The 15,548-nt window shown below is 36.5% G+C and carries 13 protein-coding genes, 2 pseudogenes and 1 other annotated feature; of the genes and pseudogenes, 5 read left to right on the plus strand and 10 right to left on the minus strand.

From position 1 onward, the window contains the following. Positions 1-7: 7 nt before the first annotated feature. The 4 genes from BWGOE10_RS23605 to BWGOE10_RS23620 all read left to right on the plus strand — a co-directional run bounded on the left by BWGOE10_RS23605 (position 8) and on the right by BWGOE10_RS23620 (position 2,961). Positions 8-1,102 carry a spore germination protein gene (locus BWGOE10_RS23605; protein WP_070145189.1) on the plus strand — a complete coding sequence of 365 codons (1,095 nt, stop codon included), beginning with the start codon at positions 8-10 and terminating at the stop codon, positions 1,100-1,102. Continuing rightward, positions 1,078-2,157, plus strand: coding sequence for a Ger(x)C family spore germination protein (locus BWGOE10_RS23610; RefSeq protein ID WP_070145190.1), 1,080 nt, complete (start codon positions 1,078-1,080; stop codon positions 2,155-2,157). Before BWGOE10_RS23605 ends, BWGOE10_RS23610 begins: the two co-directional genes overlap by 25 nt. A 92-nt stretch (positions 2,158-2,249) precedes the next feature. Then, entirely contained in the window at positions 2,250-2,435 is a 186-nt protein-coding gene (locus tag BWGOE10_RS23615) for a hypothetical protein (protein WP_000038778.1), read from the plus strand. Positions 2,436-2,532: 97 nt separating this feature from the next. Next, the gene (locus BWGOE10_RS23620; protein ID WP_070145191.1) at positions 2,533-2,961 is read left to right on the plus strand and encodes an HAD family hydrolase; all 429 of its coding nucleotides are present in this window, start codon (positions 2,533-2,535) and stop codon (positions 2,959-2,961) included. A 163-nt stretch (positions 2,962-3,124) separates the two neighbouring features. Here BWGOE10_RS23620 and BWGOE10_RS23625 read toward each other — a convergent pair whose 3' ends face one another. Then, entirely contained in the window at positions 3,125-4,057 is a 933-nt protein-coding gene (locus BWGOE10_RS23625; protein ID WP_070145192.1) for a VrrB protein, read from the minus strand. A gap of 92 nt (positions 4,058-4,149) precedes the next feature. Here BWGOE10_RS23625 and BWGOE10_RS33565 point away from each other — a divergent pair. Then, positions 4,150-4,287: pseudogene (locus BWGOE10_RS33565) on the plus strand (GNAT family N-acetyltransferase); the annotation flags it as partial. 27 nt (positions 4,288-4,314) lie between these two features. Here BWGOE10_RS33565 and leuS read toward each other — a convergent pair. From leuS to BWGOE10_RS23670, 9 genes and pseudogenes are all read right to left on the minus strand, one after another. Then, on the minus strand, positions 4,315-6,723 hold the full coding sequence (leuS, locus tag BWGOE10_RS23630; protein ID WP_070145193.1) for a leucine--tRNA ligase: 2,409 nt from the start codon (positions 6,721-6,723) through the stop codon (positions 4,315-4,317). A gap of 65 nt (positions 6,724-6,788) precedes the next feature. Beyond that, positions 6,789-7,006: a binding site (T-box leader), on the minus strand. Positions 7,007-7,204: 198 nt separating this feature from the next. Continuing rightward, positions 7,205-8,398, minus strand: coding sequence for an MDR family MFS transporter (locus tag BWGOE10_RS23635; RefSeq protein ID WP_070145194.1), 1,194 nt, complete (start codon positions 8,396-8,398; stop codon positions 7,205-7,207). 190 nt (positions 8,399-8,588) lie between these two features. Then, complete coding sequence (locus tag BWGOE10_RS23640) at positions 8,589-9,812, minus strand: cation:proton antiporter (protein WP_070145195.1); 1,224 nt, start codon at positions 9,810-9,812, stop codon at positions 8,589-8,591. A gap of 3 nt (positions 9,813-9,815) precedes the next feature. Continuing rightward, positions 9,816-10,313 carry a cation:proton antiporter regulatory subunit gene (locus tag BWGOE10_RS23645; RefSeq protein WP_070145196.1) on the minus strand — a complete coding sequence of 166 codons (498 nt, stop codon included), beginning with the start codon at positions 10,311-10,313 and terminating at the stop codon, positions 9,816-9,818. 43 nt (positions 10,314-10,356) lie between these two features. Continuing rightward, complete coding sequence (locus BWGOE10_RS23650; RefSeq protein ID WP_070145197.1) at positions 10,357-10,923, minus strand: tyrosine-type recombinase/integrase; 567 nt, start codon at positions 10,921-10,923, stop codon at positions 10,357-10,359. Positions 10,924-11,271: 348 nt separating this feature from the next. Then, positions 11,272-13,122 (minus strand): FtsX-like permease family protein, encoded by a 1,851-nt coding sequence (locus BWGOE10_RS23655; RefSeq protein WP_070145198.1) that lies wholly within the window; start codon positions 13,120-13,122, stop codon positions 11,272-11,274. Between the two features lie 16 nt (positions 13,123-13,138). Next, positions 13,139-13,900: an ABC transporter ATP-binding protein gene (locus BWGOE10_RS23660; RefSeq protein WP_070145199.1), complete on the minus strand. Its 762-nt coding sequence runs from the start codon at positions 13,898-13,900 to the stop codon at positions 13,139-13,141. Positions 13,901-14,170: 270 nt separating this feature from the next. Then, a pseudogene (locus tag BWGOE10_RS23665) lies at positions 14,171-15,192 on the minus strand (DUF418 domain-containing protein). 197 nt (positions 15,193-15,389) lie between these two features. Further along, entirely contained in the window at positions 15,390-15,539 is a 150-nt protein-coding gene (locus BWGOE10_RS23670; protein WP_001129345.1) for a hypothetical protein, read from the minus strand. Positions 15,540-15,548 lie beyond the last annotated feature (9 nt).

Here is a 15,548-nt window from a genome sequence, read left to right on the forward strand (position 1 = left end):
TGCATTGATGAGTAAAGTTCAAGAAAAATATCAAATATCTCCTATTTTTGTTTTCTTCTTAATTCACAGTGCACAGTTTGGCGCTGGCGTTCTCGGGTTTGCTCGAATTATAGCAAAAGTCGCTGGATACGACAGCTGGATGGGAGTTCTAATCACAGGAATCTGTATCCATATTCTTATATGGATGATGTATTTCTTATTAAAAGAAACAAACGGGAATTTAATTGATTTACATCGACAAACATTTGGAAAATGGCTAGGAAACGGTATTAGTCTTATCTTTATGATGTATTTTTTAATCGTCAGTATTTCTGTCATTCGAACATACGTTGAAATTATTCAAGTGTGGATGTTCCCTACCGCTTCAACTTGGATGTTAACACTCTTTTTATGCTTAGTTAGCTATTACATTATTTCTTCCGGATTTCGTGTAATTACTGGCATTTGCGTTATCTCTATTGGCGGTACATTAGGATATTTATTTCTTAGCCTTTTCGTTTTGAAATATTCACATTGGGCTAATTTACTACCTATATTCACACATTCTTTTTCAGATATTTTAAAAGCTGCAAAACTTTCAATATATAGTATGACCGGATTTGAGGTCTATCTTATGATATATCCATTTGTAAAACAACCTAAAAAATCGCATAAATTCGCTCAATACGGAGCACTATTTTCAAACTTTCTATATTTATTTAGTACCATTTTAGCCTTTACTTTTTTTAGTGAAAAACAATTGTCAAAAACAATATGGTCACAACTTTCTATGACCCAGGTAATCCAATTACCATTCATAGAAAGGTTAGAATATATTGCAATCTCAGCTTATGCGCTCGTTATTATTACGAGTTCAATTCTTCCTTTATGGGCAGCAACAAGAGGAACACATGAAATATTTCGTGTAAAACAAAAAGAGATTTTAGTCACTTTTATGCTCATTACCCTCGTTGTTTCACAAATTTTAACAAATAGACATGATATTAATAACTTTATTAGTAATGCATCAAAAATTAGTTTTTGGCTCATGTATGTATACATCCCAATTTTATTTATTATTGTGTGGGTGAAAAGAAAATGGAAAAAATCAAAAGAAAATTAATACTTCTTTCTTGTATAACAATCTTCAGTCTAACTGGATGTTTACAAAAAAATATTATCGATGATGTACAACTTATTCAAGGAACCGTATTTGATGTAGGAAAAGATAATAAAGTAAAAGTGACATTCGTTTGTCCCATTCAGCGAAAAGGAAATAAAGTTCAAGTTTTTGAAGGAACGGCAAATGCGGTAAAACAAGTAAAAGCAGACACATCTTTAGAATCTTCTCAACCATTTGCTAGCGGACAAATGCGAGTTGCTCTATTTACTACAAAAATTGCAAAAAAAGGAATGTCTACTACATTTGACACATTAATTCGAGATGTGAATATAGGGAACGCTTTATATGTTGCTTTATTAGAAGGAAGTGGCACTGAACTTTTAAAAGGAAAATATACGACTTCATCCAATGTTGCAATTTATATAAAGAAATTGCTAGAACATAATATGGAAACTGGTCCTTTACCAAAGGATAACCTGCATGTAGGAGCATTCCGTTATTATCAAGAAGGGCAAGACTACTATATTCCGATTTTAAAGAAACATGCTGACAAAATAAAAATCATTGGAATTGGTCTTTTTAAAAAGGATAAATATATCGGTAAAATTGAGGAAAAAGATATGTTCATATTTAAAGGACTGTTAGAGAAACACAGATTAGATTCACATGAATTTAAAACGGATTCTGCGTACGTAATGATTAATAATATTCGTTCTGTTCCAACTTACGATATAAAAATAAAAAACGGTAAGCCTTCTTTTTTTATTCATGTTACGCTTGATGCTCGTATTCAAGAATTATCGAAACAAATTAACTTAGAAAATGTAAAGAACACAAACAACATTGAAAAAGCCATCCAAAAACAATTGGATACACAGGGGAACAAACTAATTAAACAGTTTAAATCTTTAGGTGTCGATCCTCTTGGGCTAGGAGCTAAATATAAGCAACATTATCGTCCATTTAAATTAGAAGAGTGGAAAAAAATGTACAAAGATGTCCCTGTTAACATAAAATACACCGTAAATATTACAAATTCTGGTGTAATTGAATAAGTTAATGATTGAACTCCCCTCTCTGGCATGGTACAACGGAGAGGGGAGTTTTTATTTTTAAATAGAGAAAAGGGATATTTACGGGGGAGCTTATGTCTAAAAAATTAGTAAAACCTATTTTAAATGGTATTTTATTTCTCGGCGTCTTTTTATTTGCTCATACATACTTAAAAAATGTTTCTTTCACACGTTATTTACTTGTCGTTATACCAATGCTACTCATCGGAATGTTTGGCATTGATCTTATTTTATCTATTTTAATTAAGAAAGAAGAATAACGAGCAAACATCTTATTTCTCATAAGATGTTTTTTTATTAAATAACCACCTTATGTTACAATAAACTTCGGCATAACGTAAGAAAGGATGAAACAGCATGACAAACGAAAAAGGTTTAGATAAAGGATACGAACTTGTTGCAAAAATGCATGAAGAGTTCGGACATCCTGTGACAAATACTCCAACAAAACTAACAGAAGAGCGTGCAAAAATTCGTGCTAGCTTTATGCAAGAAGAGTTAGAAGAGTTTCTAGAAGCAACAACTGTTGAAGATCAATATGATGCACTTATTGACCTTATTTACTTTGCATTCGGAACGTTTGCAGAAATGGGCGTACGTCCAGATAAAGGATTTGAAATTGTAAACAACGCTAACATGGCAAAACTATTCCCTGATGGGAAGCCTCGCTTCCGTGAAGGCGACGGCAAAATTTTAAAACCTGAAGGCTGGCAAGCACCAGAACCACAACTTCGTGCTGAAATCGAACGCCAACGTCAAGAGGTATTGGTAAACGCAGGTAAATAATGTAAGAGAAACTGCTAGGAATATTCTTAGCAGTTTTTTTTGTACTATCATTCACAAATCATGAACTTCGTATTTTACTACTTATCACATTTCAAAATATAAATATATTTTCCCTCAAAATAAAAAATCTCCTTGCGCACAAGAGAATTTTTCATGTAATTCATTAATGTCCCACATGTCCAGCATGCCCCGCTGCTCCTGCTGTAATTCCAGCTGTTCCCGCTGCAGTTCCAGCTCCTCCACCGTACCAAATTTGTTGTTGCCCTTGGTGATGTTGCTGCCCTTGGTGGTGATGTTGGCCTTGGTGATGTTGCTGCCCTTGGTGTTGATGTTGACCTTGGTGATGGTGTTGACCTTGGTGATGGTGTTGACCTTGGTGGTGATGTTGACCTTGGTGGTGATGTTGGCCTTGGTGGTGATGTTGGCCTTGGTGGTGGTGACCCTGGTGTGTTTGATACAGAACAGCCTGCGGATGAACCTGGTGATGACCGTGATGATGTACTTGTTGTTGATGGTGACCTTGGTGATGATGACCATGATGCTGATGATGACCGTGATGTTGATGATGACCGTGATGTTGATGATGACCGTGATGTTGATGATGACCGTGATGTTGATGATGACCGTGATGTTGATGATGACCGTGATGGCCGTGATGCTCATGGTGCACATGATGACCGTGAACACCTTGAGGGAAACCGCCAACGCCACCAGCTACAACACCGACGCCAGGTACAGGAAATCCTGTTTGTACGCCTCCCACGAAAGATGGAAACGTAGTTGGCATACCTACAGGAACCCCTCCTTGTGCGCCTCCCATGAAAGATGGAAACGTAGTTAGCATACCTACAGGAACTCCCCCTTGTGCGCCCCCTACTAATGTTGGAATTCCTGTTTGCGCTCCAGCTACTGACGACGGAAATCCTGTTTGTACTCCAGCTACTGATGTTGGAAATCCTCCAGCTGCTCCTCCCATCCAACTTGGAATTCCGCCATATCCGTGTTGACCATCTCCTCCCATAAACATCATTTGTTCATAACTATCCGATCCACCTCCGAAGAAGCCATGTGGTGCATTATTGTCCATCCCTTTCATTCCTTTCACCTCTTCTGCTCAATTTAGCCTACCTTTTTTATCATATTTCCTATAAAAAAATAGGTGTTTGTCTGTATAGGAATTCCGCACCTTTTTCTTCAACGAACGAATCGAATGAAAATATGTAAAAAGTTTTTAACGCGAACAGATTTATACAGAGTGGAATAATTGAAAACTTAGATGAAGGTGATCCAGAGATTATTTTCTATATAAAAAAGCTCAGAGCATAAACGCTCTGAGCTTTTATTTAACATTAATTAGTTTGCAACAACGTTAACAAGTTTTCCAGGAACAACAATTACTTTACGAACTGTTTTCCCTTCGATTTGTTCTTTAATTGCCTCAAGTGCAAGTTGTTCCATTTCTTCTTTTGATGCGTCTTTACTCATTGTTAATTTTGCGCGAACTTTGCCCATAATTTGAACAACGATTTCAACTTCATCTTCTACAAGTTTAGACTCATCAAATGTTGGCCAGCTTGCATATGTGATTGTTTCATTGTATCCAAGTTTGCTCCAAAGTTCTTCCCCGATGTGAGGTGCAACTGGTGCAATCATTTTTACGAAACCTTCTACATATTCTTTCGGAAGTGTTTCAGCTTTGTATGCATCGTTGATGAATACCATCATTTGAGAAATCGCTGTGTTGAAGCGAAGCTCTGCATAGTCTTCTGTTACTTTCTTCACTGTTTGGTGGTAAGCTTTTTCAAGCTCTTTATTTGGTGCATCAGTGATTTTTTCACTTAATTCACCGTTATCTTGAATGAATAGGCGCCATACACGGTCTAGGAAACGACGAGCTCCGTCAAGACCATTTTCAGACCAAGCGATTGAAGCATCTAATGGTCCCATGAACATTTCGTATAGACGAAGTGTATCTGCACCGTGGCTTGCTACAATATCATCAGGGTTTACAACGTTACCTTTTGATTTACTCATTTTCTCGTTGTTTTCACCTAAGATCATACCTTGGTTGAATAATTGTTGGAACGGTTCTTTCGTTGGAACTACACCGATATCATATAATACTTTATGCCAGAAACGAGCATATAGTAAGTGAAGTACAGCGTGCTCTGCTCCGCCGATATAAATATCAACTGGAAGCCATTGTTTTACTTTTTCAGGATCTACAAGTGCTTCGCTGTTGTTTGGATCGATGTAGCGTAGGTAGTACCAGCAGCTACCAGCCCATTGTGGCATTGTGTTTGTTTCACGACGACCTTTTTTACCAGTCTCAGGGTCAACAACATTTACCCACTCTTCAATGTTTGCAAGTGGTGACTCACCTGTACCTGAAGGACGAATGTTCTCTGTTTTCGGAAGAACTAATGGTAATTCTTCTTCTTTCACAGCTGTCATTGTGCCATCTTCCCAATGGATTACTGGAATTGGCTCACCCCAGTAACGTTGACGACTAAATAACCAGTCACGTAGACGGTACGTTACTTTTTGATTTCCTGCGCTTGTTACTTCAAGCCATTCAATCATTTTTACGATTGCTTCTTCTTTATTTAAACCATCAAGGAATGCTGAGTTTAGGTGTGCACCATCACCTGTGTATGCTTCTTTCGTAATGTCTCCGCCTTTTACAACTTCCTTCATTGGAAGATTGAATACTGATGCGAATTCATAGTCACGCTCATCGTGAGCTGGAACCGCCATTACAGCACCTGTTCCGTAAGTTGCAAGAACATAGTCAGCAATCCAGATTGGTAATTTCTCACCATTTACTGGGTTAACTGCGTAAGCACCAGTGAATACACCAGTTTTCTCTTTCGCAAGTTCTGTACGCTCTAGATCACTCTTCATTTTTACAGAATTAATGTAAGCTTCTACAGCTTCTTTTTGATCTGCTGTTGTAATGTCAGTAACAAGTGCATGCTCTGGAGCCAGTACACAGTAGCTTGCTCCAAATAGTGTATCAGGACGCGTTGTGAAAACTGTGAACTTCTCATCTGTACCATCGATGTTGAAGTGTACTTCTGCACCTTCAGAACGACCGATCCAGTTACGCTGCATATCTTTTAAGCTTTCTGGCCAATCAAGCTCATCTAGATCTTCTAATAGACGATCTCCGTAAGCTGTAATTTTTAACATCCACTGTCTCATCGGACGACGCTCAACTGGATGTCCACCGCGCTCACTCTTACCGTCAATTATTTCTTCATTCGCAAGTACTGTACCAAGTGCTGGGCACCAGTTTACAGGTACTTCATCAACGTAAGCTAAGCCTTTTTCAAATAGTTTTAGGAAGATCCATTGTGTCCACTTGTAGTAGGTTGGATCTGTTGTATTTACTTCACGATCCCAATCGTAAGAGAAACCTAATGCTTTAATTTGATTACGGAACGTATTAATATTAAGCTCTGTAAATTCTGCCGGACTGTTTCCAGTATCAAGTGCATATTGCTCTGCTGGAAGACCGAACGCATCCCATCCCATTGGATGAAGAACGTTATATCCTTGCATACGCTTCATACGAGATAAAATATCTGTCGCTGTATAACCTTCTGGATGACCTACGTGTAAGCCCGCACCTGATGGATATGGGAACATATCTAGTGCATAAAATTTTGGTTTTTCTGTCTCATCTGGCGTACGGAATGTTTTATTCTCTTCCCAATGACCTTGCCACTTCTTCTCAATTTCTTGATGATTAAAGCTCATGAGATACCCTCCTTGAAATTCAATTTATTTTCACCGCCCAAAATACAAAAAACCTCTCATCCCTAGAAAGGGACGAGAGGTTATAGATTCCCGCGGTACCACCCTAAATTAATGTAATAAATACATTCGCTTAGATCCGTAACGTGGATTAACGGCAATTGCTACTAAATGTTCGCAACTGCAACTCAAAGGCGAGTTCATAACGAAACGTGGATTGACTTGCACCGACCGTCAACTCTCTAAACCAGCTTCTATTACTACTACTCCTTCTCACTGTTATTACAAATATGAGTTAATGTGAACTACCAACCACTTAGCATCTCTTAAGAGCTTACTTAAAGCGGTGGCTTCTCGGTTAATCGTTATTCTTAATAACTAACGAATTCGTCTTAGGACAGCCGAGCTATCTCCCTTGTTCCAAAGGTTATTTTATTACTATTTATTTAAATATATTCTAAAACATGTTGCATGTTCCGTCAAACTAAACTGCAATTTTTTCTTCAACTGTTTCTTCTACTTTTACTCGTTTATCATAAATACTCGTTGCTATAAGCGCTACTACAAGCATTACCATGATCGCAATAAACAATACTTCCATATTGTATAAGTCAACAATCGCTCCGCCAACGACCGGTCCGAACATTTTCCCTACAGTCGCTGCGCTATTTACAACACCTTGATAAAATCCTAATTTATCTTTTGGTGCAAGTATATTTGCGATGGTCGGAACTGCCGGCCATACGAATAATTCACCAATCGTTAATGTTACCATCGCAACGAGGAACATCGTAAATTGCTGCGCTTGGCTTAACACAATGAATGACGCCGCAAAAATGACAATTCCAATCATAATTTGTTGCTTTAAAGAACGCTTCATCCAGCGAATTAGCATACTAACGAGCGGCTGCGCACAAACAATCATCGCTCCGTTTATCGTCCATAATAAACTGTAGTGACGAAGGCTAATATTTAATTCTTGCATATGTGTTGCGATTGCACCTTGCCACTGTACGTATGTAACCCAGCATAAAGCATATGCTACACACACAATAAGAAGTGCTTTGAATCCAGGTGTAAGCGTCCATCCTTTTTTCGTTTCGATTTCCTTTTGCACTCCTGGCTCTTTTTTGTCTTCCATACCACGGAATCCAATAAAAGCAATTAAGAAGAAAACAAAGTATAAAATAAAGTTCGCTAAGAAAATATAATCAAAACGATACGATGCAACTAAACCACCACATGCCGTTCCAATTGCAATACCGACGTTTTGTCCAACATACATCGCATTAAACGCTCGTCTTCCGCCTTCTGGCCAAACCGTACCAACCATCGCATACATCGATGGGAAGACCATTCCAGAACCGAAGCCGATTAATGCTAGCCACACAACATATAACGGCCATCCGTGGAAGAACACAAGACCTAAAATCGATACGAGTGTAATGACAATCCCTACTAAAATTGATTTATAACCGCCCCATTTATCAAATAAAACACCGCCGAGCAAGTTTCCGATTACACCAGTAAGCGAGTTGATCATTAATACCATTCCGGCTACCGATAAAGATTTCCCTAAACTATCATGTAAGTAAATTGTATTAAAAGGCCATAAAAAAGAAGCACCCGTGACATTAATAATCATCCCAGCTACTAATAGCCATACTTTCCTTGGCATAGTCTCCCCTCCTATTCTCTTTTTTTCGTTCATATATATAACAGTAAAATTGTAGTCGTTTTTAAATAGGAAGGCAACTGATTAATAGTTGATGAAATTCAGATAATAGAACAAAGACGATTAGAATGTATTCTAATCGTCTTTGTAAAATATTAATCTATAAATAATGGAATCGTTCCCTCGTGAAAGGTTATCCAACTTCCTTTTTGCGTTTTGCACTTTCTTTAGCACTCCATTTAAATATTTTGTCTAGTAGAGAGTATATTCTCCCAGACTCCTTCGTTAATAATGGTCCTAACGACGCCAATATTAAAACGTATAGAGCAGAGAATGGTTTAATCGTTGCCATTAAGCCACCAGCAATTCCAATATTCGCGACAATAATGGAGAATTCTCCGCGTGATACGAGGGTTAATCCAATATTCGTGGAAGCCTTATGCGATAACCCCGCTTTACGGCCGGCAATCATTCCAGCTGTAAAATTACCAATGACAGTTATGAAGACTGCTCCTAACGTTAACCAAACAGCTCCGCCGAGCGTAAAAGGATCTATACTTAAACCGAAGCTGAAGAAGAATATAGCCCCAAAGAAATCACGAAATGGGACGACGAGATGCTCAATTCGATCACTATGCTCTGTTTCAGAAAAGACAAGTCCTAATAATAACGCTCCAATCGCTTCAGCAACATGAATTGTTTCTGAAAATCCAGCTACGAAGAACAAAATAGCGAATATTACGATAATAAAAATTTCATTTGACGAAATATCTAATACTTTATTTAGGAACGGCGTAGCTTTTCTAGCAATCACAAAGAACAGCAACATATACCCTAACGCGATTAAGACAGATGTCAGAGCTCCTACAAATGAAGTCGCACCTCCAAGAACTAAACCTGAAACGACAGATAAATATACCGCTAAGAAAATATCATCGAACATAATGATTCCTAAAATTAGCTCTGTTTCTTTATTACCAGCTCTTCTTAAATCAACAATTACTTTTGCGACAATTGCACTTGATGAGATTGTAATAATTCCAGCAATAATTAATGTTTCTAATAGAGGAAAGCCCATCACATATCCATAGAGTAAACCTAATGTGAAATTAAGTGATATATGAACAGTGCCTCCAATGGCAATGGACTTTCCTGATTTTATGAGTTTTTTCATTGAGAATTCTAAACCTAAATAAAACAGGAGGAATATGACGCCAATACGGCCAAGGAAGGAAATTACTTCTCCGCTTTCAATAAATCTTAAATCGATAAGTCCTAAATCTGGGGCATGAGGCCCCACTAGCATACCGAGTATAATGAGAAACGGAATAATCGAAAACTTTAACTTTGCAGCGAGGATAGCTGCAAAAGCTACTAATACTAACGCAGTTCCAACTTCAAAAATTAAAGTATCCATCGATTACGAATCACCTCCTGCTGAAAGTAATGCCTTAATGATTCTTTTCACTTCATGTCTTTCGCCCGATAATACGAGCATATCGCCAGCTTCAATGATAGAATCTGGGCCTGGATTAAAGAACTTCTTCATATTCTTTTTCAAAATAGCAATGATCGTTACGTTATATGTTTTTCTAACATGTAAGCTACCAATTGTTTTTTGTACCACTGGTGCGTTATTTTCTACTTTAAACCATTCAATTGATAATCCTTCAAAAGCCATCTCAATCGTGTCTAAAGCTTGTGGTCTATATACCATCCCGCCTAATATAGCTGCAATTTGTCTCGCCTCAGAATCACGAAGGGAAATGCTTGAAATACTCTCATCATGATCCGCATCAAAATGATACATTTCCCTTCTTCCGTCATCGTGAATAACAATAACCATTTTTTCATTACCTTTTGTGATTACTTCAAACTTACATCCAATACCTGGTAGTTCACTCTCTTTAATATTCATATTCCCGCCTCCTAAAATTTTTTAGTTACGGCTCTTCCCTTTTTTACAAATCTACATCAATCTCTGTCTTAAACTTTTCATCTTTCGAGATTCCTAAATACTTTAATGTTTCTGACGGAGTCGCGTGATGAAAATGTTTTTGCAACAGTGCGATTGCTATTCCTCTTTTATATGCATGAAATCCAAATGTTTTTCGCATTGAATTCGTTCCAATCTTACCAAGTATCCCAACCGCTTCAGCTGCACTATGAATAACACGATAAGCTTGTTGGCGCGAAATTGAATTTTTCGTTTTATTAGATTGAAATACGTAATTTTCTCTTTGAACATCAAAAGTTTGTACGTACTTTAAAAGTGCTTCTTTTACTTTTGTATTTAAATAAATATCTTGTTTAAACTTTTCATCTTTCACAGGAAGAGAATAAAAATCTTTAACAGTCCCATCTTCATGTAATACATCTTCAAATTTAATGCTCAGTAGTTCTGTAATTTTTAATCCTGTGTTAATCCCAATAACAAATAAAAGATAATCTCGCTGCGAGTGCTCTTTTAAATACTTTTTCATAGCCTCAATTTGGTTTATATCTTTTAATGCCTCTACAACTTCCATACATGTATCTCCTCATCTTATGAACAGTAATTTTCTCATTATCCTGTCCATTTTACCTTATCACGCTATAGGATTTCCATGTATTATCCATTATTTTTACAATATACTTCTGTGGTTCTGACAATTTTCATTTTGGAAATTTACGATTGTACAAATACGTTGTGGTTAGAAAAAAATGGGGAGATAAAAGTTCAGCTTCTTTCTACAGATTGGATTCCTCCTTTCACTTTCCAGATGATGATACTTTTATATTATGTTACTTATTTACATTATATTATATATTTTAGTAACATAAAAGCATTTTATCTGAAAATAATAAAAACCGAGCAGTTTCGCTCGGTTTTTTTATTAATCTTCTTTCGGAAGAACAATTCCTTTATACAATTGAACTGTAATGAAGTAATAGATTGCGTAAATGACTACGAAAATTACGATCGGTAACCAAATACGGAAGTACGGATCAACTAAAATAAATCCGAAAATATTCATACCAACTAATACGTGGGCAATACCTACAATTGCTGGGAATAAGAATACTAAGAACAACTCTTTATAAATTGATTTCGTTAATAATTCACGGCGCACACCGATTTTACGAAGCATTTGATAGCGCGTAATATCTTTTGATGCACCAGAAAGAATTTTAAACATTAAGCAACTTGCCATCATTGCTAAGAATGCAATTCCAAGGAAGAAGCCCATAAATACTGTTCCGCTCGCAACGCCATAGAACATGTCATACATTTGATATTTACTATTCATTTGTTCAGCTTTTACATTTTTATATTTATCTAGCTGCAACTCGTCAATTTTTTTCCATTCTTTTGTGTATGCTACGAAATCATCTGTTTTTCCTGTAAATACGATTCCTTCTTTACCATTTACAGTATCGTACATTTTTTGATCTACAATTTTAATTGCGTGATTCTCATATACGTAAAATGGCTGGATTGCTCTGAATGCATCGTCCCATTCTGCTGGCATCTCTTTTACATTTTCATTTTTCTCTATGTTTGATCGTGTAATTACATCTACAGGAACTTCACCTGATACTTTTTTAACTTTACCGAAACCTTCTTTTCCTACTCCATCTTGAATAAGTGGGCGGTTTTTATCTAAATCTTCTTTTACATAATAAACGTACTTATCATCTACTTTATATCGGTATTCAGCTTTATTTTTAAATGATATGCCGTCTAAAATTTTCTTTTCTTCAGCTGTTGGATTATGAACTACTGAATCATAAATCTCTAAACCATCAACCATTTTTATAACGTTATTTTTAAACGCCATACCACCTGAAATTGCACCGGCTCCAAGAGCAACTAACATCGCTACCGTAGCAAGTACCTTTGTTAAGCTATTAATACGGAAGTTTAATTGTGCGAATGTAAAAGCATTAAGCCCTTTTTCACTACGTTTTTTATTACTCTTTAACTTTTTAATAATAACCGGAAGAAGTGATCCAAATAGCATGTAAGTACCAGCTGTTGTTGTAATTAATGCTATTATAATTCCCATTTCTTTTAATTTTTCCATATAAATCATTGATGCATACCCAATGCCTAATAAAATAACGGCAAGGAATGCAACTAAACCTGTTATTTTTCCTTTTACTGCAACACGTTCTGTTTGTGCATCTGCATGTACAAGTTGCAGTACAGAAATACGTGATAACTTAATACTGTTCATAATTGCTGATAATACAAATAGTGCAAAGAAGAAGATGCAAGTAACAGTCATAGATGGTAGATAAAATGCTTTATAGCCTTCACCAGCAAATTCTAATTGTTTCATTAATAACTGTCCGATACCTTCTGCAAGTCCTACACCAACTGTAAGTCCAATCGCAAGAGACGCAGCACCTAATACAATCGTTTCAATAAACATAAGTAATGTAACTTTATGCTTTTTTGCTCCTAACATCATATACATACCAAACTCTTTTTGACGAAGAGATAATAAGAAAGAGTTCGCATATAAAATATAGAAGAACGTTATAATAGCTAGTAAAAATGAACCCGCTTGGAATACGAATCCAATTGATTTAATAACTGAATTAGATTCGATAAACGCTTTATTCAGCGCTAACGTTTGGAACATATAAAAAATTGAAATAGACATAACAAGACCGACAAGTAAGACGATATAATCTTTTAACTTACTTTTCAGCCCTGACATGGAAAGTTTAAATAACATGCCTGAATCTCCTTTCTTACGCTTTTTGTTTACCTAAATCTGCAAGCACATCTAAAATTTCTTTATAAAACTCTTCACGCGTACCACCGCGATGAATTTCTTTATATAGCTCACCATCTTGAATGAATAAAATACGCTGACAGTAACTTGCACTGTACGGATCATGCGTAACCATCATAATCGATACACCTTGTTCTTCATTTAAGTTTGTCATCGCATCAAGTAAACTTGCTGCATTTTTAGAATCAAGAGCTCCTGTTGGCTCGTCCCCTAAAATAATTGCTGGTTCATGCACTAACGCACGTGCTGCTGCTGAACGCTGTTTCTGTCCACCAGATACTTCAGATGGATACTTTTGAAGTATCTCTGAAATCCCTAACATATCCGCTACCTTCTCTACTTTCGGGCCAATATTACGTGATGGAACACCTTGAAGTGAAAGTGGAAGAGCAATGTTCTCATAAATAGATAAGTTCTCTAATAAGTTAAAATCTTGGAAGATGAACCCTAATTTTTGTGAACGAAAATCAGAAAGCTCACCTTGCTTCATTTTCGTAATATCCGTTCCTGCAATTTCAACAACGCCGCCTGTCGCTTTATCTAACGTTGAAATTACATTTAATAATGTCGTTTTACCAGAACCTGATGGTCCCATAATTCCGACAAACTCACCCTCTTGAATTGAGAATGAAACACCTTTTAACGCGTGTGATTGGTTCTCACCTTTTTTACCGTACACTTTTTGAACGTTTTTCACGTCTACAACTGGTTTCGTCATATATATCCTCCTACGCTTGTTTTTCCATTACCTATTTTGCGCCTTTTGGAGGGGAACTGCTATTTGTTAACATTACATTTACCTTACACTTTTGTAATATAAAAAAGGTGTGATTGTAAGCTTGGCTTTTTTCATTTAAATACAAATTCGTTCACTTTTTGAAATCGTATGTCAGTAAATGAAATTATATTTGCGATTTTCAAAATATATCACCGACAAAATCTGACAATAAAAAAACGGGCTGTTCCACAAAAGAAACAGCCCATTTTTTTATTTCTTTAAAGGTGTTACCGTCCAATACGTAACAACTCGCCAAATCCATTCTAGTGGACCCATTTTAAAGATTTTCATCCAAATCACACTGAAAATAATTTGAATTACATAAATTGCGATACACACATATAACGTTTGCATGTAAGTTAAGTTTCCTGCAAAGTTAAATACGCTACCTGCAATTAAAATCATTGCAGTTTGTCCGATATAATTTGTTAACGCCATACGACCGTAGTATTTCAATGGTGCTAACAATGTTTGAACTGGTTTTAACTGAAGTAATAAAATTAATGCTCCAACATAGAAAGCTGAAATTACAGGTCAACTGTAACACCAATTTTTAAGAATTGATTTGCTGCATCCGTTGTTCCATCCTCAGTCTCGAATATCATATTTACAAATGGCTCAGCAGGGACGTGCCCATATTGATACCATAAAGCTACCACACTTAAAACAAACATAACGCCTGTAAAAATAGCGACTTGCTTTATTTTCGCTGAAAGATTTTCAAACACTTTGTACTGCCCTGCAGCAAGACCTAATAAAATTAAACCTACAGGTAATAATTCCTTAGCTGCCATAATACTAAAAGTGGCTGTAAGAATAAGACCGACTACTAAATTGATTTGCTTCTTCACTTTATAAAATGGCAAAGTGACTAATCCACAAATCGCGCATAACACTAACGCTTCTCCTGGCTGGAACATTTGATGAATCAAGCCAAAAATAAATAGTGCAACTAAACGACGTAAAAATAGAACATATCCATTCTTACCTTTCGCGATTGCTCTCGTAATAAAGATATAGAACCCTACTCCAAATAAGAATGAGAAGATTGAGAAGAAACGACCTTCTACAAATAAGTATAAAAATCTTTGATAGCTAGCATCCACAGTATTTGGCTCTGGGATTTTAATATGAAGTAGTGCAAGAATATTTACTAAAATAATCCCCAGTAGTGCGAAGCCACGAATGTAATCTAATTCATCAATTCGTTTGTTTGTAATATTGTTCCCCATAAAGCAACTCCTTGTATAAAATTTAATCCTCCCTTACTCTACTGGAGAAATGGGCTTATAACTATCGACAAACCTTACAGAATTCTTACATTATTGTAATATAGTAAAGTGAAACTTTAATCAGTGGTTTTTTGCCCATCCCGCACCAATCGGGCGTTTGCGGGGCAAAATAAAACCAGGTCATACTGCGACCTGGTTTACTCTGATTGCTTTGATCTTTGAGGTTGTCCTTTTTTACTGTTACGCTGTTTCACTTGAACCACTGGATCAAGTTCATTTGAAAACTCAGCGTTATGCCCATTTTGTGTTTTTTGCTCTGGATTATTTTGATCTGAACGTTTCGCCATTACATTCAC

Origin of the sequence: Bacillus mycoides, from assembly GCF_001757995.1 — a bacterium.
Classification (GTDB): Bacteria; Bacillota; Bacilli; order Bacillales; family Bacillaceae_G; genus Bacillus_A; species Bacillus_A mycoides_B.

Coding starts and splice junctions, on each gene's coding strand:
- BWGOE10_RS23610 (WP_070145190.1), top strand. CDS start 1,078: ATGGAAAAAATCAAAAGAAAATTAATACTTCTTTCTTGTATAACAATC.
- BWGOE10_RS23655 (WP_070145198.1), bottom strand. CDS start 13,122: ATGTTATTTAAACTTTCCATGTCAGGGCTGAAAAGTAAGTTAAAAGAT.
- BWGOE10_RS23640 (WP_070145195.1), bottom strand. CDS start 9,812: ATGGATACTTTAATTTTTGAAGTTGGAACTGCGTTAGTATTAGTAGCT.
- BWGOE10_RS23650 (WP_070145197.1), bottom strand. CDS start 10,923: ATGGAAGTTGTAGAGGCATTAAAAGATATAAACCAAATTGAGGCTATG.
- BWGOE10_RS23660 (WP_070145199.1), bottom strand. CDS start 13,900: ATGACGAAACCAGTTGTAGACGTGAAAAACGTTCAAAAAGTGTACGGT.
- BWGOE10_RS23615 (WP_000038778.1), top strand. CDS start 2,250: ATGTCTAAAAAATTAGTAAAACCTATTTTAAATGGTATTTTATTTCTC.
- BWGOE10_RS23635 (WP_070145194.1), bottom strand. CDS start 8,398: ATGCCAAGGAAAGTATGGCTATTAGTAGCTGGGATGATTATTAATGTC.
- BWGOE10_RS23670 (WP_001129345.1), bottom strand. CDS start 15,539: ATGGCGAAACGTTCAGATCAAAATAATCCAGAGCAAAAAACACAAAAT.
- BWGOE10_RS23605 (WP_070145189.1), top strand. CDS start 8: ATGAGTAAAGTTCAAGAAAAATATCAAATATCTCCTATTTTTGTTTTC.
- BWGOE10_RS23620 (WP_070145191.1), top strand. CDS start 2,533: ATGACAAACGAAAAAGGTTTAGATAAAGGATACGAACTTGTTGCAAAA.
- leuS (WP_070145193.1), bottom strand. CDS start 6,723: ATGAGCTTTAATCATCAAGAAATTGAGAAGAAGTGGCAAGGTCATTGG.
- BWGOE10_RS23625 (WP_070145192.1), bottom strand. CDS start 4,057: ATGAAAGGGATGGACAATAATGCACCACATGGCTTCTTCGGAGGTGGA.
- BWGOE10_RS23645 (WP_070145196.1), bottom strand. CDS start 10,313: ATGAATATTAAAGAGAGTGAACTACCAGGTATTGGATGTAAGTTTGAA.